The organism is Pseudomonas sp. LPH60 (genome assembly GCF_030718165.1).
Taxonomy (GTDB): domain Bacteria; phylum Pseudomonadota; class Gammaproteobacteria; order Pseudomonadales; family Pseudomonadaceae; genus Aquipseudomonas; species Aquipseudomonas danubii.
The window spans coordinates 252,659-276,790 of the sequence record NZ_JAVAJH010000005.1 but is presented as its reverse complement, the minus strand read 5'-3'; the positions used below and the strand labels follow the sequence as shown (position 1 = coordinate 276,790).

The following is a 24,132-nucleotide window of genomic DNA, read 5'->3' as shown; positions in this document are numbered from 1 at the left end:
AGGTACAGCTGTGTTGACGCGTTCGCCGGCAAGCCGGCCCCTACGGAGATTGTAGGCGCCGGCTTGCCAGCGCAGGTCTGTCCCCGATTGGAAGCCGAGCGTGGCCCGAAAGACACCATCCGGGAGATAAAATCGGCGCTCAGTATATCGACCCGACCCAACAAACGTTGGGCCTTATGCACAGTTCGAGAATTCTCCCAAACGCCTCACTCCAGCGCCTTCCAGATCTGCGTGGCGTATTCACGGATGGTCCGGTCCGAAGAAAACCAGCCCATGCGCGCCGTGTTGAGCACCGCCGAACGCCACCATTCCTTGGCGTCGTGCCAACGCTCCTCGACCCGAGCCTGGGCACTCCAGTAGGCATCGAAATCGGCGCAGACCAGGAACCGGTCGTAGTCGATCAGCGAATCGATCAGCCCGGTGTAACGCGACGGATCATCCGGGGAGAACACCCCGCCACGAATCGCCTGCAGCACATCGCTGAGCCGATGGGAGGCGGCGATATCCGGCACCGCGCTGAATTCGCCATTGCGCTTGCGCGCCTCCACCTGCTGGGCGCTGAGACCGAAGATGAACATGTGTTCGGCACCCACCTGCTCGCACATTTCGACGTTGGCACCATCCAGGGTGCCGATGGTCAGGGCGCCGTTGAGGCCGAACTTCATGTTGCTGGTGCCCGAAGCCTCGAAGCCGGCGGTGGAGATCTGCTCCGACAGGTCGGCGGCGGGAATGATGCTTTCCGCCAGGCTGACGTTGTAGTTGGGCAGGAACACCACTTTGAGCAAGCCACGTACAGTCGGGTCGCTGTTCACCGTACGGGCGATGTCGTTGGTCAATTTGATGATCAGCTTGGCCTGGTGATAACTGGCGGCCGCCTTGCCGGCAAAGATCTTCACCCGGGGCACCCAATCGGTTTCCGGCTCGGCGCGGATCGCCTGGTACAGCGCCACGGTATGCAGCAGGTTGAGCAACTGGCGCTTGTACTCGTGAATACGCTTGACCTGCACATCGAACAGCGCCGCCGGGTTGACCGCGATGCCCAGGCGCTCATGGATGATCGCCGCCAAAGCACGCTTGCTGTGCAGCCGCTGTTCGGCGAACTGCTTGCGAAAGGCGGCTTTCTCGGCGAAGGGTTCCAGCCCCAGTAGCAGCGCCTCGGGATTGTCCAGCAGCTCGGGGCCCAGGACGTCCACCAGCATTTCGGTCAGTTGCGGGTTGGCCTGATACAGCCAGCGGCGGAAGGTGATGCCGTTGGTCTTGTTGTTGATCCGCTCCGGGTACAGTTTGTGCAGCTCGGAGAACACCGTGCTGCGCATCAACTGGGTGTGCAGGCCGGACACGCCATTGACGCTGTGGGAGCCGAGGAACGCCAGGTTGCCCATGCGCACCCGGCGGCCGTTGTCTTCCTCGATCAGCGACACGGCCCGCAGCACGTCGAAATCATGCAGGCCCTTGGCCCGCAATGAGTCGATGTGCTGGGCGTTGATCAGATAGATGATCTGCATGTGCCGCGGCAGCATGCGTTCCATCAGGCCCACCGGCCAGGTTTCCAGGGCCTCGGGCAACAGGGTGTGGTTGGTGTAGGCCAGGGTGTCCACGGTGATCTGCCACGCCGCATCCCAGGCGATGCCGTGCAGGTCCACCAATTGGCGCATCAGCTCGGCCACGGCAATCGACGGGTGGGTGTCATTGAGCTGGATGGCCGCGTGCTCGCCGAGGCTGAGCACCGATTCGTGCATGTTCTTGTGGCGCCGCAGCAAATCCTGCAACGACGCCGAGACGAAAAAGTACTCCTGGCGCAGACGCAGTTCCTGGCCCGCCTCGGTGCTGTCGGCCGGGTACAGCACCCGGGAGATGCTCTCGGCCCGGGCCACTTCCGCCACCGCCCCCAGGTGGTCACCGGCGTTGAAACGCTCCAGGTGCAAATCCTCCATGGCCCGGGCCCGCCACAGACGCAAGGTGTTGACGCTGGCCCCACGCCAGCCCACCACTGGAGTGTCGTAGGCCACCGCCCTGACGATCTCAGCCGGCCGCCAGACCTGGCGAATGTTGCCCGCTTCGTCGGTCACGCTGTCGACGCTGCCGCCAAAGCCGATGGAGTAGATCACCTCGGGGCGCTCGAACTCCCAGGGGTTGCCGAAATCCAGCCAGTGTTCGGTCTGCTCCTGCTGCCAGCCGTCGACAATCGCCTGGCGGAACAGGCCGTGCTCGTAACGGATACCGTAGCCGTGACCGGCCAGGCCCAGGGTCGACATGCTCTCCATGAAACACGCCGCCAGGCGCCCCAGGCCACCATTGCCCAGGGCCGCATCGGGCTCCAGCAGGCGGATGCGTTCCAGGTCCACCCCCAGATCGGTGAGGGCCTCGCGGGCCACGTCCAGCAGGCCAAGATTGCTCAGGCTGTCAAACAGCAAGCGACCGATCAGGAACTCCAGGGACAGGTAATACACCCGCTTCTGACCCTTGCGGTACATCTGTCGCGTGTGATCCATCCAGTGATCGACCATATGGTCCCGTGCCGCCAGGGCAATGGCCTCGAACCAGTCGTGGTCGAAGGCGTGATCCGGGTCTTTGCCAACCGCGTAGGTGAGTTTGGTCAAGACGGCTTCGCGAAAGGCGGCCACCTCAGCGTCACGAACAAGGGATTCCTGAGTCATCGATACGACCTCTGACGAGATACACAGTGAGCATGGAATGGTCTGAGCCTAGTCGGTCTGACACGGAGCGAAGGCTCTGGTTCGGCGCTGTCTCAAATGGCTCGACTCACGAGAGAGCCTTGCGCGCCTGCGGGGGAAAAAGATGCAGATGCCGTGCCGCCAGGGACTAATCGCAAGGCAGACAAGAAAAATCCGACCTAAAGTCGTTCAAAAATCCACCAGTCCCGGTATGATCGCGCGCCCTGGAACATGCCGGAAAAACCACCTTGATGAAGTCCAACCTGATCGCTGCCGCGGAAATCGACCGTCTCGATACCTGGGCCAAATACTCCGCGCCCATGTGCGGTTCCTGCATGTCCAGCTGCTGCACCCTGCCGGTGGAAGTGAAGATCAAGGACCTGATCCGCATTGGTATCGTCGACGAATTCGAGCGCGGCGAACCGGCGAAGAACATTGCCAAGCGCCTGCAGAAAGAAGGCATCGTCGAGCGCTACAACCAGAAGTCGGAAATCTTCACCTTGCAGCGCATGAGCAACAACGACTGCCTGTATCTGGATCGTAAAAGCCGCCTGTGCACCATTTATGACAAGCGCCCGGACACCTGCCGCAACCACCCGAAGATCGGCCCGCGCCCGGGCTACTGCGCCTACAAGCCCAAGCCCCAGGAGCGCCCGACCAATACCAGCAGTCGAACCCTGGAACGTTTCTGATCCCCTGCCCTTCAGGCTGCCAGGGCTGCCCGACTCCCACCGCAGCTAGCGCTGCCGTAGCCGCTGCCGAGCAGCGCAAGGCTGCGAACCGCTGCAAGGCAGCCGCAAGACGGCCAGCACGGTAGCTCAGGCACTACGCGCCGCCTGGGTTGACGGCCGCTGCGCGCCCGGTCGCAGCCTCGCAGGCTCGGCAGCGGCTACAGGTTTTCTCCAGGCATAAAAAAACGCCCCCGGTCTCGCGACCGGGGGCGTTTTCATTCAGCCGGAACTAAAGACTCAGTTCTTGGCTTTCTTGGCAGCGCGGGTACGCTCGCCTTCGTCCAGGATCTTCTTGCGAAGACGGATGGACTTAGGAGTCACTTCACACAGCTCGTCGTCCTGGATGAATTCCAGAGCCTGTTCCAGGGTGAAGCGAACAGGTGGAACCAGGGCGATGGTTTCGTCTTTACCCGAAGCACGCATGTTGTCGAGCTTCTTGCCCTTGGTAGGGTTGACGCCCAGGTCGTTGTCACGGCTGTTCAGACCGACGATCTGACCGTTGTAGATTTCCTGGCCGTGCTCGACGAACAGCTTGCCGCGCGCCTGCAGGGTTTCCAGGGAGTAGGTCAGGGCCTTGCCGGTTTCTACCGATACCAGGACGCCGTTCTGACGGCCGGACATGTGGCCGGACTTCATCGGAGCGTAACGATCGAAGATCGAGGTCAGGATGCCTGCGCCGTTGGTCAGGGTCAGGAACTGGTTACGGAAACCGATCAGACCACGGGCTGGAATGTTGTATTCCAGGCGTACACGGCCCTTGCCATCCGGAACCATGTTGCTCAGGTCGCCCTTACGCAGGCCCATTTCTTCCATGACCTTGCCCTGGGATTCTTCAGGGATGTCGATGGTGACGTTTTCGAACGGTTCCTGCTTCACGCCATCCACTTCACGGATGATCACTTCAGGACGGCCAACGCCCATCTCGAAGCCTTCGCGACGCATGGTTTCGATCAGTACCGACAGGTGCAGCTCACCACGGCCGGAGACCTTGAACTTGTCAGCCGAGTCGCCTTCTTCAACGCGCAGAGCAACGTTGTACAGCAGCTCTTTGTCCAGACGTTCCTTGATGTTACGGCTGGTCACGAACTTGCCTTCTTTACCGCAGAATGGCGAGTCGTTGACCTGGAAGGTCATGGAAACGGTTGGCTCGTCGACGCTCAGTGGCTTCATCGCTTCGACAACAGTCGGATCGCACAGGGTGTCGGAGATGAACAGCTCGTCGAAACCGCTGATGCAAACGATGTCGCCAGCAGCGGCTTCTTCAACGTCTACACGGTGCAGGCCGTGGTGACCCATCAGCTTGAGGATACGACCGTTACGGCGCTTGCCGTTGACGTCGATGGCCACAACCGGGGTGTTGGGCTTGACGCGACCGCGAGCGATACGGCCAACGCCGATCACACCCAGGAAGCTGTTGTAGTCCAGAGCGGAAACCTGCATCTGGAACGGACCGTCACGGTCAACGCTTGGCGCTGGCACGTTGTCGACGATCGACTGGTACAGCGGGGTCATGTCTTCAGCCATTTCGGTGTGGTCCAGACCGGCAATGCCGTTCAGGGCCGAGGCGTAGACGACTTTGAAGTCCAGCTGTTCTTCGGTGGCACCCAGGTTGTCGAACAGGTCGAAGATCTGGTCCAGAACCCAGTCAGGACGCGCGCCCGGACGGTCAACCTTGTTGATCACCACGATTGGACGCAGGCCGGCTTCGAACGCCTTCTTGGTCACGAAACGGGTTTGCGGCATCGGGCCGTCTTGAGCGTCGACCAGCAGCAGTACGGAGTCGACCATGGACATTACGCGCTCAACTTCGCCGCCGAAGTCGGCGTGGCCCGGGGTGTCCACGATGTTGATGTGGTAGCCGTTCCAGTTGATGGCGGTGTTTTTCGCCAGGATGGTAATACCGCGTTCTTTTTCCTGGTCGTTGGAGTCCATCACGCGCTCGTCGTTGAGCTCGTTGCGCTCCAGGGTGCCGGATTGACGCAGGAGTTTGTCTACCAGGGTGGTCTTACCATGGTCAACGTGGGCAATGATGGCGATGTTGCGTAGATTTTCGATCACTTGTGTATCTCGATCAGAGGATTCGGTGTGCTGACAAATGCTGGCAGCGATTAACAATAGAGTCAGGCCTGGCCGTTACAGCTGGACGGCGGCGTCGGGGGGCCGGTGACGCAAGCCACAGGCGAACATCCCCGGGCACTTAGCTCGGTCTATAAACGCGCACATTGGCATGTCCCTCACTGAGCAGATGGTGAGCATGCAGGCGACTCATGACGCCTTTGTCGCAATACAGCAGGTACTGGCGCGTAGGGTCCAGTTCCTTGAAGCGGGCGTTCAATGCATAGAACGGCAGCGCTTGTACTTCGATGCCAGCAAGCTCCAGCGGGTCGTCTTCCTGGGCATCCGGGTGACGGATGTCGATGACGATCTGACCGGCCAGCGCCTCACTGACTTCTTCAATCTGCAAATCCTGGCCCAACTCGTCGATCACCCGATCGATCGGCACCAGTTTGGCCCGCTCGATCGCACGCTCGAGCACCGCCATATCGAATTCTTTCTCTTCATGCTCGACGCGATGGCGCTTGGCATGGGTCTTGGGGTTCACCGAGATGACCCCGCAGTACTCCGGCATGTGCTTGGCGAAGTCGGCAGTGCCGATCTCTTCGGCCAGGTCGATGATGTCCTGCTTGTGACTGGCGATCAGCGGGCGCAGCACCAGCTTCTCGGTCACGCAGTCGATCACCGACAGGTTGGGCAACGTCTGGCTGGACACCTGGGAAATCGCCTCGCCGGTCACCAGCGCGTCGATGTGCAGACGGTCGGCGATGCTTGAGGCGGCACGCAACATCATACGCTTCAAAATGACGCCCATATGACTGTTGTCGACTTTGCCGAGAATTTCCCCGAGCACTTCCTCGAACGGCACGCTGACGAACAGCACCCGCTGGGAGCTGCCGTACTTCTTCCATATATAGTGCGCGACTTCCATCACGCCCAGTTCGTGGGCACGGCCGCCCAGATTGAAGAAGCAGAAGTGGCTCATCAGGCCACGGCGCATGACCTGATAAGCGGCGACCGTGGAATCGAAGCCGCCGGACATCAGCACCAGGGTCTGTTCCAGGGCGCCCAGCGGGTAGCCACCGATACTGTTGTGCTGGCTGTGGATCACGAACAACCGTTGGTCGCGAATTTCCATCCGCACTTCGATTTCCGGCTCTTTGAGGGAAATGCCGGCGGCGCCGCACTGCCGACGCAGCTGGCTGCCGACGTACTTTTCCACATCCATGGAGCTGAATTCATGCTTGCCGGCACGCTTGCAGCGCACCGAGAAAATCTTCCCGGGCAAGGCCTCGCCGAAGTGCTGCTTGCACTTGGCAACGATGTCGTCGAAGTCGCCCAGCGGGTACTCGTCAACCTGCAGGAAATGCGCGATGCCGGGCATGCAACTCAGGCGCTCGGTCAGCTCCTTCAGGGCCTTGGGCTCGCTGAGGGCGGTTTCCAGCTCGAGGTTGTCCCACACACCATTGACCACCACGGCCGGGTCCAGATCGCGGAGCACGGCACGGATGTTCTTGGCCAACTGACGGATGAAACGCATCCGTACCGGGCGGCTCTTGATGGTGATTTCCGGGAAAACTTTAACGATTAGTTTCATGAAAACTGCGCGCGCTGGGCCAGCCGAAAAAGGGGGGCGCGGATTATAGCGGAAATTGCTCAAGGTTTAACCAATTAATGTGCAGAAGGTTTTAGGTGCACCAAAACGGGTCATTTATCAAAGAAGACGCTACATTGCAGTGCGCCAAATGCCGGCATTACGCCAAATCCGCCGCACAAAGCGTGATTTTGGGGCAGAAAACCCATCTCGGGGCACTGGCATGCAATTTGCTCCCTTGTGAGGCAGGTTGCCATGGCAGAGTATTCGCGCCGGCATCACCCACATTCTAAGGGCACTCCAACACCAAGCCCGAAGCCACCCGGAGGACACTATGTCGAAGTCGGTTCAACTCATCAAAGATCATGACGTCAAATGGATTGATCTGCGCTTCACTGACACCAAGGGCACTCAACATCACGTGACCATGCCGGCCCGTGATGCGCTGGATGAAGACTTCTTCGAATCCGGCAAGATGTTCGACGGTTCCTCCATCGCTGGCTGGAAAGGCATCGAAGCCTCCGACATGATCCTGATGCCGGACGACGAAACCGCCGTGCTGGACCCGTTCACCGAAGAACCGACCCTGATCCTGGTCTGCGACATCATCGAACCTTCGAGCATGCAAGGTTACGACCGCGACCCACGCGCCATTGCCAAGCGCGCCGAAGAGCACCTGAAAGCCACCGGCATCGGCGACACCGTATTCGCCGGTCCAGAGCCAGAGTTCTTCATCTTTGACCAAGTGAAATTCAAGTCCGACATCTCCGGTTCCATGTTCAAGATCTACTCCGAACAAGGTTCCTGGATGTCCGACCAGGACATCGAAGGCGGCAACAAGGGCCACCGTCCAGGCGTCAAAGGCGGCTACTTCCCGGTTCCACCGTTCGACCACGACCACGAAATCCGTACCTCCATGTGCAACGCACTGGAAGAAATGGGCCTGACCGTCGAAGTTCACCACCACGAAGTGGCGACTGCCGGCCAGAACGAAATCGGCGTCAAGTTCAACACCCTGGTGAAGAAAGCCGACGAAACCCAGACCCTGAAATACGTCGTGCACAACGTGGCCGACGCCTACGGTCGTACTGCCACCTTCATGCCTAAGCCACTGTACGGCGACAACGGCTCGGGCATGCACGTGCACATGTCGATCTGGAAAGACGGCAAAAACACCTTCGCTGGCGAAGGCTATGCCGGCCTGTCCGACACCGCTCTGTACTTCATCGGCGGCATCATCAAGCACGGTAAGGCCCTGAACGGCTTCACCAACCCGGCCACCAACTCCTACAAGCGTCTGGTTCCAGGCTTCGAAGCCCCGGTCATGCTGGCCTACTCGGCACGCAACCGTTCCGCTTCGATCCGTATTCCTTACGTGTCGAGCCCTAAAGCCCGCCGTATCGAAGCCCGTTTCCCGGACCCGGCTGCCAACCCATACCTGGCCTTCGCTGCTCTGCTGATGGCCGGCCTGGACGGTATCCAGAACAAGATCCACCCTGGCGACGCCGCTGACAAAAACCTGTACGACCTGCCGCCTGAAGAGGCCAAAGAGATCCCACAAGTTTGCGGCAGCCTGAAGGAAGCCCTGGAAGAGCTGGACAAAGGTCGTGCGTTCCTGACCAAAGGCGGCGTTTTCAGCGACGACTTCATCGACGCTTACATCGCCCTGAAAAGCGAAGAAGAGATCAAGGTCCGTACCTTCGTACACCCACTGGAATACGAGCTGTACTACAGCTGCTGATCCGGTAGCGCCGGCGCAAGCCGCGTGATCGAGAGGCCTCCTTCGGGAGGCCTTTTTTATGCCCGCGCATTTGCCCTGCCCGGGGTGGTTGCGTGCATCATGGGCGCCGCCCTTCTCTTATCTGCCGAGCCCGCCCATGACTTCGCGCCTCAACTTGTGCCTCGCCCTGACCTGCAGCCTGCTCACCACAGCCGCCTGCGCCACCGAAGCCCCCGCCGCTCTCGCCCCGTTGCTCGGCAGCATCGGCGAACGCCTGGCCATTGCCGATCAGGTGGCCCTGAGCAAATGGGACAGCCACAAGGCTGTCGAGGACCGTCCTCGGGAACAGCAGGTGATTGCCGGCGCCACGGCCCAGGCCGCCACCTATCACCTGAGCGAGGAAAGGGTTGGGCAGTTCTTCGCCGCCCAGATCGAAGCCAACAAACTGGTGCAGTACGCCAGGCTGTCCAGCTGGCACCTGCAAGGCCGGGCGCCAGACACCCCGCGCCAGGACCTGGCCGGACAGATCCGACCACAACTCGATCAGTTACAAAAACGTCTGCTGCAGCAACTGGCCGACTTCAGCCCCCATGCCGGCGATCGCCAATGCCCGCAATGGCTGGCCCAGGCCAATCAGGCCGCCAGCCGCGACCCGCTGCAGCAACTGGCAATGGTCCGCGCCACCGCTGAGTTATGTGTGTTCAAAGGTTAACCGCGCCCGCGTCCAGCCTCGCGCCGCCCTATGCTGAGCCTTTCAACCGCGAACCTGTAAAGGGCTGGAATCACCGTGATGCGCGTCGCCGCTTTTTGCCTGTTGTGGATAACGGCGCTGCCCGCCAGCGCAGAACCTTACGCCCAACTGCAGTTGCAGGGCGTGCCAGAGCACGGCGCGCTGCGGGCCAACAACGGCAGCTTCAAGGTGCAGGTGGCGCTGGTGCCGGACTTGCAGCCGCAGCATCACCTGCGCCTGCTGCTGGACGATCAGGCGTATGGCGCCCCGAGCCGGGGCCCCGAGTTGCCGCTGGTGAATATTGACCGCGGCCAACATCGTCTGGCCGTGCAGGTCCTCGACGGCGCGAAGGTGCTGCAACAGAGTCCGAGCATCACCTTCACCCTACTGCGAGCCCATCGCCGCTGAGTGCAAACCTCAACCGCGCACCACCCCGCTGGCCAGCAGCTTGGCGATAGTCGGCTCATCCAGCCCCAGCCCCTGCAGTACCGCACGGGTATCCTGGCCCAGGGTCGGCGGAACCGTCCGATAGCTAGCCGGGGTTCGCGACAGCTTCACCGGCGAACCTATGCCGCGGTAACCATCGAGTTCCACCAGCAGACCGCGATGCCGGGTATGGGGATGAGTCACCACCTGATCCACCGTAGCAATCGAACCACAAGGCACTCCCAAGCCAATCAGCCGCGGTGCCAGCGAGGCCCCATCGTGGGCAACCAGATGCCGCTCCAAAGCCTGTTTCAAGGCTTGACGATTGACCGAGCGCTGGCCGTTATCGGCAAAGCGCGGGTCTTCCAGCAACTCGCTGGCCCCCAGTTCCAGGCATAGCGTGGCGAACTGTCGATCATTGCCAACCGCGAGGAAAATCGGTTCGCCGGCGGTGCGATAGCTGTCGTAAGGGGCGATGTTGGGATGGGCATTTCCCGTGCGCTTCGGGGGCTTGCCGGAAGCGAAATAGTTCGGCAGATGGGGGTGCAGCAGGGAGACGCCGCAGTCATACAGGGAAATATCCAGGGACTGCCCAAGGCCGCTGCGCTGACGCTCGTTGAGGGCCAGGAGAATCCCCGCCAACGCATTCAGGCCAGTGACCATATCGACGATCGGCAAGCCGATGCGCAGTGGCCCGCCCTCGCCTTCGCCGTTGACACTCATCAAGCCGGCCATGGCCTGGATCACCGCGTCATAGCCGGGTAAGCCGCCCAAGGGACCATCGGCGCCAAAGCCAGAGATCGCGCAATGAATCAACCTCGGGAAACGCGGGCTCAGCACCTCCTGAAAACCGATGCCCCAGCGTTGCAGGGTGCCGGGCTTGAAGTTCTCCACCAACACATCGGCGCCTTCCAGCAATTGCATCAGCAGGGCCAGGCCCTCGGTGCGCGACAGGTCGACGGCAATCCCCCGCTTGTTACGGTTGATGCCGCGAAAGTATGAGGCGTCATCGCCTTCGAACGGTGGCCCCCAACCCCGGGTTTCATCGCCACTCAAAGGCTCCAGCTTGATGACTTCGGCGCCTTGGTCGGCCAGGGCCTGGGTACAGTAGGGACCGCCCAGCACGCGGCTCAGATCAATGACTTTCAGGCCCGCCAGGGCCCCTTGAGCAAGGTTCATCCAGATACTCCGCACATCGGAAAGGGCCGGCCAATCAGGCCGGCAGCAGTTGCATGGCCTCGGCTTGTGACAGCGGGCTCTCATTGGCCAGGCGCGCCAGCAGCTCGGCATCGATAGCCGGCTCCAGGCTCAAGGGGTCCCGTGGCAGCACCTTGTGCGCCAGCACCAGATGAGCCAGGCCCAGGCGTCGATAATCCGGAGCCTGACGCACAGCTTCCCAGGCCATGAAAATCGCGCTGGTCAGGTGATACAGCACGCTGCCGAACTGACGCACCTGCTCATCCCGGCGTTGCTGCGCCACCGTATGGAAGCCTGTGACCGTGCGCAGCAGCGCCGAATCGAACAGCCTGCGGCTGGCGTCCGGCAGATCGGCCTCGGCCAGCAGTGCCGCCAGATAACCTTGCAAGGCTTCCAGCGCCTGCTCACGGGTCACCGCCCGGGCAATGTCCAGGGCGACGATATTGCTGGTGCCCTCCCAGATCGAACCCAGATGGGCGTCGCGCACCAGCCGGGCATCGCTCCACTCCTCGATGTAGCCAACCCCACCTCGCACCTCCATGGCATCGCCGGTGACCCGCCGAGCGTCGCGGCAGGCGCGGAATTTGATCAGTGGCGTAAGAATCCGCACACATTTACGCGCCGCCTCGTCACCGCGATCAGCCCGGGGCAGCAAACTGGCGATCTGCATGAACATCGAGCGCGCCTGCTCGGTGGGCAGCATCATCTTCAGCAACTGCCGCTGCATCAGCGGCATCTCGATCAGATGCTTGCCGAAGGCCCGGCGCTGGCGGGCGATGAACAGCGCTTCGTTGACCCCGCGGCGCATCAGCCCCGCTGCCCGCACGCCGTTGGACAGCCGCGACATGTTGACCATGTCGGCCATCTGCTGGAAGCCGCGGCCGACCTTACCGATCAGGTAGGCGCTGGCGCCTTCCAGGGTGATCTCGCCACTGGCCATGGAGCGACTGCCCAGCTTGTCCTTCAGGCGCTGGATCCGGTACTGGTTGCGCGAACCGTCGGCCAGGACTTTCGGCAGCAGGAACAGGGTGACCCCGGCCATGCCCGCGGGCGCCTGTTCCGGGCGCGCCAGGACCATGGCCAGGTCGGCATCCGGGTTGGAACAGAACCATTTCTCGCCGTACAACCGCCATTGGCCGTCTTCCAGCCGGGCGCGGGTTTCGGTGCGCGAAACATCGGAGCCAGCGGCCTGCTCGGTCATGAACATCGCCCCCTGGAACAACTCGTCGAAATCCTGGGACTGCAGTCGCGGCAGATAACGCTGCACCAGCTCAGGCGTGCCGAACTTGCGCAGGGTGCGGGCCAGGGAGTCGGTCATGCTCACCGGGCAGCACAGGCCGAACTCGGCCTGGACGAACAGATAGGTCAGGGCGTACTTGACCAGTGGCAGCGGGCCGTCAGGGCGATGGCTCATGGAGGCCAGGCCCAGCTCGGCGTAAGCCACCCGCTCCAGGGCGATGTAGTCCGGATGCTTGGCAATGCTCTGCAGGTTCTCGCCGCGGCGGGTGCGGGGCTGCAATACCGGCGGGTGCTTGTCGGCGGACAGGGCCAAGACATCGAGCTCACCACCGGCCCGGGCCCCCAGGCGCTGCAAGGTCGGCAGCCACTGCTGATAGACCTCCGGCGGCAGGTAGACCTTGAGCAATGCGCCCAGGCCGGCGTCGCAGTCAAACAGGTTGAGGCCACGGCTATCAGGGATGTTCAGGCGGTCTTCAATAGGGCGGGGCTCGGCGGTCATGGCGCGTCTCCTGATTTTTGTAGGCCGAGACTAGAGCCGCCATCGATAAGTATCTAATACAAAATCCATCCACTACGATAAGAAAACCAGATCGTAGAAGGCAGGCTCCTCATGGACCTCAAACAACTGCGTTACTTCGTCGCCGTGGCCGAGGAGCTGCACTTCGGGCGCGCCGCGGAGCGTCTGTGCATTTCGCAACCGGCGCTGAGTTTCGACATCAAGAAGCTTGAAGGGCAACTGGATATCCAGTTGCTCAACCGCAACAACAAGTCCGTGAGCCTGACCAACGCCGGCCAGGTGCTGCTGGGCGAGGCGCGCTACCTGCTGCTGCGGGCCGACCAGGCACGACGCCTGACCCAGCGCTCGGCCGAAGGTTTTGCCGGGCGCCTGAGCGTGGGTTTCGTCAACTCGATCCTGCACCGCGGCCTGCCCCAGGCGGTCAAGGCCTTCGAGCGTGATCATCCGGACACCGAGATCGTGCTGATGGAAATGAACAGCGCCGCCCAGGCCCAGGCCCTGCAGCGGGGCCAGATCGATATCGGTTTCGTCCACGGTGGCACCTTCGCCGCCGGTATCCACAGCGAGATACTGCTGGCCGAACCCTTTCTCTGCTGCCTGCCCCAGGGCCACCGACTGGCCGGGCAGGCGCAGGTCGACCTGAGGCAATTGGCCCATGATGATTTCATCCTGTTTCCACGGGAGGTCTCGCCCCACTACCACGACCTGATCATCGCCCGCTGCGTGGCCGCCGGATTCAGTCCGCGCATTCGTCACGAGACTCGGCTCTGGCAAACCGTGGTGGCGATGGTGGCCCATGAGATGGGGGTGGCGCTGGTGCCCCAGACCCTGGCACTGCTCGGCCAGCCGGGGGTGAGTTACTGCGAAATCGAAGGCCGGGGGGCGCCTTCGGAGATTATGGCGATCCATCGGGCGGACAAACCTTCGGCCGCCGCCGACAGTTTCCTCGCCCTGTTCAGATCCCTGCTGCAAGCAGCCGCCACAGGGGCCTGAGCAGGGCGCGGCGATACGAAATCACGTATCAAACCATAAGATTTAATCATTATATTTTTCGATTCCTGCCTGTATAGGCTCCCAGCGGTCGGGGCTTGCATGAAGCCCACGCGCCCTGCACGGGTGCCCATAACAATAACAAGCAGGAGTTGCACATGACCGCCGCCCTGGAAGCTGCCGCCCACAAGAAAGCCCGCAAGGCGGGCATCGCCTCGTTCATCGGCACCACCATCGAGTGGTATGACTTCTACGCCTACGGAATCGCCGCCGCCCTGGTGTTCGGCAAAGTCTTCTTCCCCGCCGACCTGCCCCCGGGCACCGCTACCCTGTTGTCCTTCCTGACCCTGTGGGCCGGTTTTGTCGCACGCCCCATCGGCGGCATCATCTTCGGCCACATGGGCGACAAGATCGGCCGCAAGACCACCCTGGTGATCACCCTGATCATGATGGGCGTGGCCACCACCTGCATCGGCCTGCTACCCAGCTACCTGCAGATCGGCATCTGGGCGCCGATTGCCCTGGTGACCTTGCGCATCATCCAGGGCATCGCGGTGGGCGGCGAATGGGGCGGGGCGATCCTAATCGCCAGCGAGAGTGCGCCCAAGGGCAAGGGCATTCTCTATGCCGCCTTTGCCCAGCAGGGCTCACCGGCTGGCAACCTGCTGGCAACCCTGGTGTTCTTCGGCCTCAGCGCCCTGCCCGCGCCGGACTTCCTGCTCTGGGGCTGGCGCATTCCATTCCTGCTCTCGGCGCTGCTGGTGATCGTCGGCATGGTCATTCGCCTCAAGCTTGAAGAATCCGATGACATGCAGCGCCTGATCGCGCAGAAGAAGACCGTCAAGCTGCCGATTCTCGAAGTGCTGCGCAGCCACTGGCGCCTGGTGCTGCTGGGCGCCGGGGTGCTGCCGATCATCCACGTCACCTACTTCAAGAGCACCTTTGCCCTGTCCTGGGCCACCAGGGAGCTGGGCTACACCCAGAGCAGTTTTCTCAGCGTGATCGTCATTGCCCTGGTGGTGCAGTTCATCACCCAGCCCCTGGGGGCGGTGCTGGTGTCACGCATCGACATGCGCAAGGCCATGGTGCTGATGGTGGTGCCGGAGTTGCTGCTGATGCCGGCGATGTTCTTCGCCGTGGAAACCGGCAGCTACTGGATCGCCGTGCTCGGCATGTGCCTGGCCACGGTGCCGCATTCGATGTTCTATGGCGCGGTGGGCGGTATCCTGGCCCGGGCCTTTCCAACCCGGGTACGCTACAGCGGGCTGTCGATTTCCTATCAGCTGTGTTCACTGCTGGTGGGCGGCGCCACCCCGGTGCTGGCGCAAAGCATCCTCAATGGCACCGGCAGCATCATCGGCGTGGCCATCGCCTCGGCCTGCTACGCCCTGGTTTCGCTGCTGTGCATGCTGGCGCTGCTCAAGCGCATCGGTCACAACGCTGCCGAGTTGTCCACAGCGGAGCAGGCGGATGCCGATGAACTGGCGCGCCAGACAGAGAACCAAAAACCGCCGCAAGGGCCTGTGGATAACCTTGCGCAAACCCGCCCGGGAACTTCAGGCAAGCCTCTACAGCCCGCTCACTGAATCGCCCCGGGGCTTGCCATGCGGCGCTCGTGCTCCAGCAGCCAGCGCTTGCGCCACAGTCCGCCGCCGTAGCCGGTCAGCGCGCCATCGCTACCAATGACCCGGTGACAGGCGATGACGATGGCGATCTGATTGGCGCCGTTGGCCCGGGCCACGGCACGCACCGCTGACGGCGAGCCGATCCGGCTCGCCACTTCGGCATAACTGCAGGTACTGCCCACAGGGATGGCGCGCAAGGCCTGCCACACCGTTCGGGTAAAGGGCGAGGCGTTCATCGCCAGGGGGGTGTGGAAACCGTCGGCTTCTCCGGCGAAGTAACGCTGCAACTCGGCCTCGATTTGATCGATAGGGGCGAAACGTCCGAACCCTATGCTGGAGCCGCTGCTCTTTTGCAGGTTTTGCAGCTCATTGGCCAGGGCCGGACGATCGAAAAACTCCAGCAGATGCAGGACCTGGGCGTCAGCCACCGCCAGCATCACGCCGATGGGGGTCTGCAGCCAGTCCACCTTGAGCAGCTCGCGCCCCCGCAGGTTCGACGGCGGCTGGCCGGCCAGGCGGGCAAAGGCACGGCGAAAGCCACTATCGGAATCAAAGCCGGCGCTGATCTGCGCCTCGATCACCGACTCACCACAGGACAGCTGCTGCATGCCTTGGCCCATGCGTCGCAGGCGGGCCATTTCCAGGAAGGTCACCCCAAAGTAGCGCTTGAACGCGCGACGCACGGTGGACGGGTCCAGGCCCTGGCCGCTCAGGTCGTCTTCGTACCAGCGGCGTTCGGGATCGCTTTGCAACTGATCCAGCAGGGTTTGCACCCAGGGCTCCTGCACTCCGGCCCGCTCCAGGGGGCGACAACGCAGACAGGCGCGGAATCCCGCTTCGACGCAGCCCTTGATGGAGCTGAAAAACACCGTGTTCTCACGCTTGGGCTTGCGCGCGGCACAGGTCAGGCGACAGAACACACCGGTACTTTTCACCCCGACAAAGGCAAAGCCTTCATAGGCCGGGTCGCGATCCAGAAGGGCCTGGTACAGGGTGTCGTCATCGGGGAGCTGGAACAGCAGAGGGACGTTTTCCATGGCCGCATCCTAAACCTTGAAGCATGGGGTTCGAGCACTTTAAACCCGCTCCCTGACAGCGACCGCTGAAAAACGGGCGTTGATTCTCACACCGTCGAGCACCACGCAAGCACCATGCAGATTCATGCACTATATTGGTGCAGCAGGTTGCACCCGGAGACCATTCACAGCCCATTTTGGTTCGAAAATACCCGCCTGGGCTGGCAAAGCGCCACGCAATCGAGCTTCAAACGGCTGTTTCAGGGCTTGGACGCTTCTTTTCGGAGCCTTGGTTTGGTTTTTGCATTTTCTCCACATCAGCGCCTTACCCGCGCGCGCAATTCGGGACCGGCCCCGGATTGTCTTGCTTCAAAAGAGGTCACCACTTACCCATGACCATCAGCGACCCACTGCACCGTCTGCTTCTGGACAACCTGACCACCGCCACCATCCTGCTCAACGCCGACCTGCGCCTTGAGTACATGAACCCGGCGGCGGAGATGCTCCTGGCCATCAGCGGCCAGCGCAGCCATGGGCAATTCATCAGCGAGCTGTTCACCGAGTCCGCCGAGGCCCTGAGCTCCCTGCGCCAGGCGGTGGAACAGGCGCACCCCTTCACCAAGCGCGAGGCCATGCTCACCGCCCTGACTGGCCAGACCCTGACCGTCGACTACGCGGTGACGCCGATCCTCAGCAATGGCGATACCTTGCTGCTGCTGGAGGTCCACCCCCGCGACCGGCTGCTGCGCATCACCAAGGAAGAGGCCCAGCTGTCCAAGCAGGAAACCAGCAAAATGCTGGTGCGCGGCCTGGCCCACGAGATCAAGAACCCCTTGGGAGGGATTCGCGGCGCCGCACAATTGCTGGCCCGGGAGCTGCCCGAGGAAAGCCTCAAGGACTACACCAACGTCATCATCGAAGAGGCCGACCGCCTGCGGAACCTGGTGGACCGCATGCTGGGCTCGAACAAGCTGCCGTCCCTGGCGCTGACCAACATCCATGAAGTGCTGGAGCGGGTCAGCAGCCTGGTGGAAGCCGAAAGCCAGGGCTGCATCACCCTGGTACGCGATTACGACCCGAGCATTCCCGACGTTTTGATCGACCGCGAGCAGATGATCCAGGCGGTGCTCAACATCGTGCGCAACGCCATGCAAGCCATCAGCAGCCAGAACGAAATGCGCCTGGGGCGCATCACCCTGCGCAGCCGCACCATGCGCCAGTTCACCATCGGCCATGTGCGCCATCGCCTGGTGACCAAGATCGAGATCATCGACAACGGCCCGGGCATCCCTGCCGAGCTGCAGGACACCCTCTTCTTCCCCATGGTCAGCGGCCGCCCGGACGGCACCGGGCTGGGCCTGGCCATTACCCAGAACATCATCAGCCAGCACCAGGGCCTGATCGAATGTGACAGCCATCCCGGCCACACCACCTTCTCGATCTTTCTGCCTCTGGAACAAGGAGCCCATCGACATGAGCCGTAGTGAAACCGTGTGGATCGTCGATGACGACCGTTCTATCCGTTGGGTCCTGGAGAAAGCCTTGCAACAAGAAGGCATGACCACCCAGAGCTTCGACAGCGCCGACGGGGTGATGAGTCGCCTGGCGCGCCAGCAGCCGGACGTGATCATTTCCGACATCCGTATGCCCGGCGCCAGCGGCCTCGACCTGCTGGCGCGGATTCGCGAGCTGCACCCGCGCCTGCCGGTGATCATCATGACCGCGCATTCGGACCTGGACAGCGCTGTCGCCTCCTACCAGGGCGGGGCCTTCGAGTACCTGCCCAAGCCATTCGATGTGGATGAGGCGGTGTCCCTGGTCAAGCGCGCCAACCAGCATGCCCAGGAGCAGCAGGGCCTGGAAGTGGCCCCGACCCTGGCCCGCACCCCGGAGATCATCGGCGAAGCGCCGGCGATGCAGGAGGTGTTCCGCGCCATCGGGCGCCTGAGTCACTCCAACATCACGGTGTTGATCAACGGCGAGTCCGGCACCGGCAAGGAACTGGTGGCCCACGCCCTGCATCGTCACAGCCCGCGGGCGGCTTCGCCGTTCATCGCCCTGAACATGGCGGCTATCCCTAAGGACCTGATGGAGTCCGAGCTGTTCGGCCATGAAAAAGGCGCCTTCACCGGCGCTGCCAACCTGCGCCGTGGACGTTTCGAGCAAGCCGATGGCGGCACCCTGTTCCTCGACGAAATCGGCGACATGCCGGCCGATACCCAGACTCGTCTGCTGCGGGTTCTGGCCGATGGCGAGTTCTACCGGGTCGGTGGACATACTCCAGTCAAGGTCGATGTACGGATCATCGCCGCCACCCACCAGAACCTGGAAACCCTGGTGCACGCCGGCAAGTTTCGTGAGGACCTGTTCCACCGCCTCAACGTGATCCGCATCCATATCCCGCGCCTGTCGGACCGTCGCGAAGACATCCCGACCCTGGCCAAGCACTTCCTCAGCCGCGCCGCCCAGGAACTGGCGGTGGAACCCAAGCTGCTGAAGAACGAAACCGAGGAATACCTGAAGAACCTGCCCTGGCCGGGCAACGTGCGTCAGCTGGAGAACACCTGCCGCTGGATCACCGTCATGGCGTCGGGGCGCGAGGTGCACATCAGCGACCTGCCGCCGGAGCTGCTGAGCCTGCCCCAGGATTCGGCGCCGGTAACCAACTGGGAACAGGCCCTGCGCCAGTGGGCCGACCAGGCCCTAGCCCGCGGCCAGTCGAGCCTTTTGGACAGCGCGGTGCCGAGTTTCGAGCGGATCATGATCGAAACCGCCCTCAAGCACACCGCCGGCCGCCGCCGCGACGCCGCAGTGCTGTTGGGCTGGGGCCGCAACACCCTGACCCGCAAGATCAAGGAGTTGGGGATGAAGGTGGACGGAGCCGACGAGGACGAAAGCGAAGAAGGCTGAGCCTTCCCCCAACAACGAGGATGTGCGTGCACCAGGATGGGGTGCATGCACTGCCCGAAGGCGCGATGAACCGCAATCGAGCACAGCGCCATCATTCAAGGCCTGGCCTTCAAATCTGAAAATTATCCCTTCGAAAACGCAAAAGCCCCGGATTCCGGGGCTTTCGGCTTTTTGTCCAGGCAATTCATGCAGCACTAGCCAGAGTTGGCACGCCCCCTGCAATAACCCCATCACTACCCAGTTTAGGGGACCTTGGTACAGGCAGGCCGGGGATTCCCCTCTTTAATACCCGGCCCATCACGCTCACAGCGACGGGCCACGTTTTCGGGAACCTCGGTACAGGCAGGCCGGGAATTCCCTCTTTAGCACCGGGCTCATCACGCGCATCGCGACGAGCCCAAGGTTTCGGGAACCTCGGTACAGGCAGGCTGGGGATTCCCTCTTTAACACCGGGCTCATCACGCTTTGAGCGACGCGCCCACAACCCTTTCGGGGACCCTGGTACAGGCAGGCCGGGAATCCCCTTCTTTACACCGGGACTCATCGCCCCCAAGGCGATCAGCCCCTCCCGCTTTTGGGGGCCTTGGTACAGGCAGGCCGGGGTTTCCCTCTTTTATTCCTCCCGCAGGTGGATCGCCAGGCGCCAGCGCCCCTCCACCTCGCTACCCGCCCAATCGCCCCGCAGCGGCCGGGCGGCCACCAGATTCAGCAGCAAGCCCCGGTCCGCCAGGCGCACCCGCCAGTTCACATTCTTCTGATTGACCTGTAGCTGACCGTTCTGCCCGCGCCCCTGGGCGTCGAACAGCAACGCCACGGCGCCGTCGATATGTTCGCCGTGAACCTTGGGCTCATGGTTGAACCACAGCACCAGGCCATCAGCGGCCACCTCGACCTGCTGCAACTCCACAGGATCGGGTTGGGTCAGGCGGCCAATCATCAGCCCCACCATCACCCCGACAATCGCCAGGGAGCCGAATACCTTCGGCATTAGCTTCGGTCGCGGGTCTTCTTCAGGCGTAGAATGCAGCCTGTCTTTCTCTTCGGAGCCGTGCATGTTTCACGTCATCCTCTTTCAACCAGAAATACCGCCGAATACCGGCAACGTTATCAGGCTATGCGCCAACAGCGGCTGCCACCTGCATTTGATCGAGCCGCTGGGTTTCGAAATGGACGACAAGCGCCTGCGTCGTGCCGGCCTCGACTATCACGAATACGCCACCTTGCAACGCCACGCCGACCTGGCCAGTTGCCTGGAAAGCCTCGGCCATCCGCGCCTGTTCGCCTTCACCACCAAGGGCTCGCGGCCCTTCCATGACGCCAGCTTCAAGGAAGGCGACGCCTTCCTGTTCGGCCCGGAAAGCCGTGGCCTGCCGGCGGACGTACTGGACGCCCTGCCCGGCGAACAACGCCTGCGCTTGCCCATGCGCGAAGGCTGCCGCAGCCTAAACCTGTCCAACACCGTAGCCGTGGCCGTCTATGAAGGCTGGCGGCAACTGGGCTTCAAGTAACCATTCTCTGTAGCCGCTGCCGCAGGCTGCGACAAGGCCCGAAGGGCCTTCTTGCAGGCGCGATCACGGCGCCCACTTCGTAGTCGATCGAAGCCTGCGGCAGCGGCTGCAGGGTTTGGACAGCTGACGCCCGAGCATGAAAAAAGCGCCGTTACAGGCGCTTTTTTCGTACCGCAACCCGTACTTACTGAACGGTGTTTTCGCCGGCGGACTGCAGGCGTTGCAGTTCCTGGGCGTACAGCGCGTCGAAGTTCACCGGAGCCAGCATCAGCGCCGGGAACGAACCACGGGTCACCAGGCTGTCCAGCGCTTCGCGAGCGTAAGGGAACAGGATGTTCGGGCAGAAGGCACCCAGGGTGTGGCTCATGGAAGCCTCGTCCAGGTTCTTGATCAGGAAGATGCCGGCTTGTTGCACTTCAGCGATGAAGGCCACTTCGTCGCCGTTCTTCACGGTCACGGACAGGGTCAGCACCACTTCGTGGAAGTCGGCTTCCAGGGCTTTCTGACGGGTGTTCAGGTCCAGGCCGACGCTTGGCTCCCACTGCTGGCGGAAGATGGCCGGGCTTTTCGGCGCTTCGAAGGACAGGTCACGCACATAGATGCGCTGCAGGGAGAATTGCGGTGCGCTTTCGTCTTCGGCAGCAGCCGTGTTCTGTTGGTCAGTCATCTCAGATCCTTCTTGATCTTGGGGTCTATAGGGTTAGGAATTTCAGGCCGCCAGCAGCGCGTCGAGCTTGCCGGCGCGCTCCAGGGCAAACAAATCATCACAACCACCTACATGGGTGGCACCGATCCAGATCTGCGGTACGGACGTGCGTCCGGCCTTCTGAGCCATATCGGCGCGCACCTGCGGCTTGCCATCGACCTTGATCTCTTCGAAGGCTACGCCTTTGCTCCCGAGCAGATGCTTGGCCCGCGAGCAATAAGGGCAGTAATCACTGGAGTAGACGATGACCTGGGGCATTACTTCACCAATGGCAGGTTGTCGGCTTTCCAGCTGGACACACCGCCAGACAGTTTGGCCGCGGTGAAACCGGACTTCAGCAGCTCACGGGCGTGGGTGCCGGCGTGCTGGCCTTGGGCGTCCACCAGGATGATGGTCTTGGCCTTGTGCTTCTCCAGCTCGCCGACGCGAGCGGCCAGCTTGTCCTGGGGAATGTTCAGCGCGCCGACGATGTGGCCAGCGGCGAAGTCCTTGGACGGACGGATATCGATCACTACGCCCTGCTCGCTGTTGACCAGCGCAGTCAGTTCACGGGTGCTGAGGCTGCGGCCACCGCGGCTCAATTCATGAGCGATCAACAGAGCCAGCAGGATGGCGAAGGCGCCGACGAGCAAGTAGTGTTCAGTGGCGAATTGAATCAGGTGAGCAACCATCTAAGGAGGTTCCAGGGCGTTAAAATGTCGGCCAGTATACACAGCCCTCAAGGTCGGCCAAACCCCGCCCGGCGGTGACGCCATTGGAACTTCGCTTTAAACTGCCACTCCGTTTTTCCACACCTCCTTTTTCAACACTTCCCTATCCAGCCACGAGTGGACGCCATGACTACCACGCCTAAACCTTTGGTCCTGATGATTCTGGATGGCTTCGGTCACAGCGAGAGCCACGAATCCAATGCCGTCTATGCGGCCAAGAAGCCAGTCCTGGACCGCTTGTGCGCCAGCATGCCCAACGGCCTGATCTCCGGTTCGGGCATGGACGTCGGCCTGCCGGACGGACAGATGGGCAACTCCGAAGTCGGCCACATGAACCTGGGCGCCGGTCGCGTGGTGTATCAGGACTTCACCCGGGTGACCAAGGCCATCCGTGACGGTGAGTTCTTCGAGAATCCGACCATTTGCGCGGCCGTGGACAAGGCAGTGGCCGCCGACAAGGCCGTACACATCCTCGGCCTGCTGTCGGACGGCGGCGTGCACAGCCATCAGGACCACCTGATCGCCATGGCCGAACTGGCCTTCAAGCGCGGCGCCGAGAAGATCTACCTGCACGCCTTCCTCGATGGTCGCGACACCCCGCCCAAGAGCGCCCAGTCGTCCATCGAACTGCTGGACGAGACCTTCAAGACCCTGGGCAAGGGCCGCATCGCCAGCCTGATCGGCCGTTACTTCGCCATGGACCGCGACAATCGCTGGGACCGCGTGGCCCAGGCCTACAACCTGATCGTCGACGGCCAGGGCCAGTTCAACGCCGCCACCGCCCAGGAAGGCCTGCAAGCCGCCTACGCCCGTGAAGAGAGCGACGAGTTCGTCAAGGCCACCACCATCGGCGAGCCGGTCAAGGTCGAAGACGGCGATGCCGTGGTGTTCATGAACTTCCGCGCCGACCGCGCCCGCGAGCTGACCCGGGTCTTCGTCGAGGACGACTTCAAGGACTTCGAGCGCGCGCGCCAGCCAAAGCTGGCCGGTTTCGTCATGCTCACCCAGTACGCCGCCAGCATCCCCGCGCCGGCAGCCTTTGCTCCGGGCAGCCTGGAAAACGTGCTGGGCGACTATTTGGCGAAAAACGGCAAGACCCAGCTGCGCATCGCCGAAACCGAAAAATACGCCCATGTGACCTTCTTCTTCTCCGGCGGCCGTGAAGAGCCGTTCCCGGGTGAAGAACGCATCCTGATCCCGTCGCCGAAAGTCGCCACCTACGACCTGCAGCCAGAAATGAGCGCTCCTGAAGTCACCGACAAGATCGTCGATGCCATCGAGCACCAGCGCTACGACGTGATCATCGTCAACTACGCCAACGGCGACATGGTCGGCCACAGCGGTGTGTTCGCCGCTGCGGTGAAAGCCGTGGAATGCCTGGACCTGTGTGTCGGGCGCATCGTCGATGCCCTGGAAAAGGTCGGCGGCGAAGCCTTGATCACCGCCGACCACGGCAACGTCGAGCAAATGTCCGACGAGTCCACCGGCCAGGCCCACACCGCTCACACCACCGAGCCGGTGCCTTTCATCTATGTGGGCAAGCGTGCGCTGAAAGTCCGTGAAGGCGGGGTCCTGGCGGACGTGGCGCCCACCATGCTCAAACTGCTGGGCCTGGCGCAGCCTGAAGAGATGACCGGCAAGTCGATACTGCTGGACGCCTGAAACTGAAGCTGGCTGTTTCCTGCACAAACGCCCGATACGCCGTATCGGGCGTTTGCGTATCAGCAGCAGCCTTTGCCTCGCAGCCTCTCCAACTGATGAGCGCACCCAGGCAGCACCACCC

The 24,132-nt window shown here is 62.2% G+C and carries 19 protein-coding genes and 1 pseudogene; 10 read left to right on the top strand and 10 right to left on the bottom strand.

The features are described 5' to 3' along the window. Window positions 1-206 precede the first annotated feature (206 nt). Complete coding sequence (locus tag Q8O96_RS19810; protein ID WP_305949277.1) at window positions 207-2,657, bottom strand: glycogen/starch/alpha-glucan phosphorylase; 2,451 nt, start codon at window positions 2,655-2,657, stop codon at window positions 207-209. Between the two features lie 266 nt (window positions 2,658-2,923). On the opposite strand from Q8O96_RS19810, the gene Q8O96_RS19805 reads away from it, so the two are divergent. After that, a complete protein-coding gene (locus tag Q8O96_RS19805; protein WP_180988553.1) occupies window positions 2,924-3,367 on the top strand; it encodes a YkgJ family cysteine cluster protein in 444 nt (147 codons plus the stop codon). 276 nt (window positions 3,368-3,643) lie between these two features. Here the strand turns inward: Q8O96_RS19805 and typA are convergent, their stop codons facing one another. Both typA and thiI read right to left on the bottom strand, forming a co-directional pair. Continuing rightward, on the bottom strand, window positions 3,644-5,464 hold the full coding sequence (gene typA, locus Q8O96_RS19800; RefSeq protein ID WP_025130242.1) for a translational GTPase TypA: 1,821 nt from the start codon (window positions 5,462-5,464) through the stop codon (window positions 3,644-3,646). 139 nt (window positions 5,465-5,603) lie between these two features. Beyond that, the gene (gene thiI, locus Q8O96_RS19795) at window positions 5,604-7,058 is read right to left on the bottom strand and encodes a tRNA uracil 4-sulfurtransferase ThiI (protein ID WP_102862749.1); all 1,455 of its coding nucleotides are present in this window, start codon (window positions 7,056-7,058) and stop codon (window positions 5,604-5,606) included. A 331-nt stretch (window positions 7,059-7,389) separates the two neighbouring features. On the opposite strand from thiI, the gene glnA reads away from it, so the two are divergent. The 3 genes and pseudogenes from glnA to Q8O96_RS19780 all read left to right on the top strand — a co-directional run. Further along, a complete protein-coding gene (glnA, locus tag Q8O96_RS19790) occupies window positions 7,390-8,796 on the top strand; it encodes a glutamate--ammonia ligase (RefSeq protein WP_016965623.1) in 1,407 nt (468 codons plus the stop codon). A 136-nt stretch (window positions 8,797-8,932) separates the two neighbouring features. Continuing rightward, window positions 8,933-9,487 (top strand): chorismate mutase, encoded by a 555-nt coding sequence (locus tag Q8O96_RS19785; RefSeq protein ID WP_207166944.1) that lies wholly within the window; start codon window positions 8,933-8,935, stop codon window positions 9,485-9,487. Between the two features lie 120 nt (window positions 9,488-9,607). Then, window positions 9,608-9,913 (top strand): annotated as a pseudogene (locus Q8O96_RS19780) (DUF4124 domain-containing protein); the annotation flags it as partial. Window positions 9,914-9,922: 9 nt separating this feature from the next. Here the strand turns inward: Q8O96_RS19780 and Q8O96_RS19775 are convergent. Both Q8O96_RS19775 and Q8O96_RS19770 read right to left on the bottom strand, forming a co-directional pair. Next, window positions 9,923-11,110 (bottom strand): CaiB/BaiF CoA-transferase family protein, encoded by a 1,188-nt coding sequence (locus tag Q8O96_RS19775; protein WP_305949276.1) that lies wholly within the window; start codon window positions 11,108-11,110, stop codon window positions 9,923-9,925. A gap of 34 nt (window positions 11,111-11,144) precedes the next feature. Continuing rightward, window positions 11,145-12,866, bottom strand: coding sequence for an acyl-CoA dehydrogenase family protein (locus tag Q8O96_RS19770; protein ID WP_305949275.1), 1,722 nt, complete (start codon window positions 12,864-12,866; stop codon window positions 11,145-11,147). Between the two features lie 111 nt (window positions 12,867-12,977). On the opposite strand from Q8O96_RS19770, the gene Q8O96_RS19765 reads away from it, so the two are divergent. Next, window positions 12,978-13,877: a LysR family transcriptional regulator gene (locus Q8O96_RS19765; protein WP_115581423.1), complete on the top strand. Its 900-nt coding sequence runs from the start codon at window positions 12,978-12,980 to the stop codon at window positions 13,875-13,877. Window positions 13,878-14,032: 155 nt separating this feature from the next. After that, window positions 14,033-15,460, top strand: coding sequence for an MFS transporter (locus Q8O96_RS19760; RefSeq protein WP_240321947.1), 1,428 nt, complete (start codon window positions 14,033-14,035; stop codon window positions 15,458-15,460). Here the strand turns inward: Q8O96_RS19760 and Q8O96_RS19755 are convergent. Then, window positions 15,454-16,536 (bottom strand): bifunctional transcriptional activator/DNA repair enzyme AdaA, encoded by a 1,083-nt coding sequence (locus Q8O96_RS19755; RefSeq protein ID WP_115581422.1) that lies wholly within the window; start codon window positions 16,534-16,536, stop codon window positions 15,454-15,456. The two genes, Q8O96_RS19760 and Q8O96_RS19755, sit on opposite strands and share 7 nt — an antisense overlap. Window positions 16,537-16,907: 371 nt before the next feature. On the opposite strand from Q8O96_RS19755, the gene glnL reads away from it, so the two are divergent. Together glnL and ntrC are read left to right on the top strand one after the other, a co-directional pair. After that, on the top strand, window positions 16,908-17,999 hold the full coding sequence (gene glnL, locus Q8O96_RS19750; RefSeq protein ID WP_102862743.1) for a nitrogen regulation protein NR(II): 1,092 nt from the start codon (window positions 16,908-16,910) through the stop codon (window positions 17,997-17,999). Continuing rightward, window positions 17,989-19,425, top strand: a complete 1,437-nt coding sequence (gene ntrC / locus Q8O96_RS19745; protein ID WP_060842227.1) for a nitrogen regulation protein NR(I) — start codon at window positions 17,989-17,991, stop codon at window positions 19,423-19,425. The genes glnL and ntrC overlap by 11 nt, the downstream gene beginning before the upstream one ends. A gap of 613 nt (window positions 19,426-20,038) precedes the next feature. On the opposite strand, the gene Q8O96_RS19740 is transcribed toward ntrC, so the two are convergent. Then, window positions 20,039-20,479 carry a hypothetical protein gene (locus tag Q8O96_RS19740; protein ID WP_102862742.1) on the bottom strand — a complete coding sequence of 147 codons (441 nt, stop codon included), beginning with the start codon at window positions 20,477-20,479 and terminating at the stop codon, window positions 20,039-20,041. On the opposite strand from Q8O96_RS19740, the gene trmL reads away from it, so the two are divergent. Further along, window positions 20,478-20,933 carry a tRNA (uridine(34)/cytosine(34)/5-carboxymethylaminomethyluridine(34)-2'-O)-methyltransferase TrmL gene (trmL, locus tag Q8O96_RS19735; RefSeq protein ID WP_016963309.1) on the top strand — a complete coding sequence of 152 codons (456 nt, stop codon included), beginning with the start codon at window positions 20,478-20,480 and terminating at the stop codon, window positions 20,931-20,933. The two genes, Q8O96_RS19740 and trmL, sit on opposite strands and share 2 nt — an antisense overlap. Window positions 20,934-21,117: 184 nt before the next feature. Here trmL and secB read toward each other — a convergent pair whose 3' ends face one another. From secB to Q8O96_RS19720, 3 genes are read right to left on the bottom strand one after another with little or no spacing between them, the layout of a single operon-like run. Continuing rightward, window positions 21,118-21,600 carry a protein-export chaperone SecB gene (secB, locus tag Q8O96_RS19730; RefSeq protein ID WP_016963308.1) on the bottom strand — a complete coding sequence of 161 codons (483 nt, stop codon included), beginning with the start codon at window positions 21,598-21,600 and terminating at the stop codon, window positions 21,118-21,120. A 42-nt stretch (window positions 21,601-21,642) separates the two neighbouring features. Continuing rightward, window positions 21,643-21,897, bottom strand: a complete 255-nt coding sequence (gene grxC, locus Q8O96_RS19725; RefSeq protein ID WP_115581420.1) for a glutaredoxin 3 — start codon at window positions 21,895-21,897, stop codon at window positions 21,643-21,645. Continuing rightward, complete coding sequence (locus Q8O96_RS19720; protein ID WP_102862740.1) at window positions 21,897-22,310, bottom strand: rhodanese-like domain-containing protein; 414 nt, start codon at window positions 22,308-22,310, stop codon at window positions 21,897-21,899. Before Q8O96_RS19720 ends, grxC begins: the two co-directional genes overlap by 1 nt. A 165-nt stretch (window positions 22,311-22,475) precedes the next feature. On the opposite strand from Q8O96_RS19720, the gene gpmI reads away from it, so the two are divergent. Next, a complete protein-coding gene (gpmI, locus tag Q8O96_RS19715; RefSeq protein WP_102862739.1) occupies window positions 22,476-24,011 on the top strand; it encodes a 2,3-bisphosphoglycerate-independent phosphoglycerate mutase in 1,536 nt (511 codons plus the stop codon). Window positions 24,012-24,132: the final 121 nt, after the last annotated feature.

Excerpts from the sequence above, each read along its gene's own strand:
- Q8O96_RS19810 (WP_305949277.1), bottom strand. The coding sequence starts at position 2,657 with ATGACTCAGGAATCCCTTGTTCGTGACGCTGAGGTGGCCGCCTTTCGC.
- thiI (WP_102862749.1), bottom strand. The coding sequence starts at position 7,058 with ATGAAACTAATCGTTAAAGTTTTCCCGGAAATCACCATCAAGAGCCGC.
- glnA (WP_016965623.1), top strand. The coding sequence starts at position 7,390 with ATGTCGAAGTCGGTTCAACTCATCAAAGATCATGACGTCAAATGGATT.
- Q8O96_RS19785 (WP_207166944.1), top strand. The coding sequence starts at position 8,933 with ATGACTTCGCGCCTCAACTTGTGCCTCGCCCTGACCTGCAGCCTGCTC.
- Q8O96_RS19775 (WP_305949276.1), bottom strand. The coding sequence starts at position 11,110 with ATGAACCTTGCTCAAGGGGCCCTGGCGGGCCTGAAAGTCATTGATCTG.
- Q8O96_RS19770 (WP_305949275.1), bottom strand. The coding sequence starts at position 12,866 with ATGACCGCCGAGCCCCGCCCTATTGAAGACCGCCTGAACATCCCTGAT.
- Q8O96_RS19765 (WP_115581423.1), top strand. The coding sequence starts at position 12,978 with ATGGACCTCAAACAACTGCGTTACTTCGTCGCCGTGGCCGAGGAGCTG.
- Q8O96_RS19760 (WP_240321947.1), top strand. The coding sequence starts at position 14,033 with ATGACCGCCGCCCTGGAAGCTGCCGCCCACAAGAAAGCCCGCAAGGCG.
- Q8O96_RS19755 (WP_115581422.1), bottom strand. The coding sequence starts at position 16,536 with ATGGAAAACGTCCCTCTGCTGTTCCAGCTCCCCGATGACGACACCCTG.
- glnL (WP_102862743.1), top strand. The coding sequence starts at position 16,908 with ATGACCATCAGCGACCCACTGCACCGTCTGCTTCTGGACAACCTGACC.
- ntrC (WP_060842227.1), top strand. The coding sequence starts at position 17,989 with ATGAGCCGTAGTGAAACCGTGTGGATCGTCGATGACGACCGTTCTATC.
- trmL (WP_016963309.1), top strand. The coding sequence starts at position 20,478 with ATGTTTCACGTCATCCTCTTTCAACCAGAAATACCGCCGAATACCGGC.
- Q8O96_RS19740 (WP_102862742.1), bottom strand. The coding sequence starts at position 20,479 with ATGCACGGCTCCGAAGAGAAAGACAGGCTGCATTCTACGCCTGAAGAA.
- secB (WP_016963308.1), bottom strand. The coding sequence starts at position 21,600 with ATGACTGACCAACAGAACACGGCTGCTGCCGAAGACGAAAGCGCACCG.
- grxC (WP_115581420.1), bottom strand. The coding sequence starts at position 21,897 with ATGCCCCAGGTCATCGTCTACTCCAGTGATTACTGCCCTTATTGCTCG.
- Q8O96_RS19720 (WP_102862740.1), bottom strand. The coding sequence starts at position 22,310 with ATGGTTGCTCACCTGATTCAATTCGCCACTGAACACTACTTGCTCGTC.
- gpmI (WP_102862739.1), top strand. The coding sequence starts at position 22,476 with ATGACTACCACGCCTAAACCTTTGGTCCTGATGATTCTGGATGGCTTC.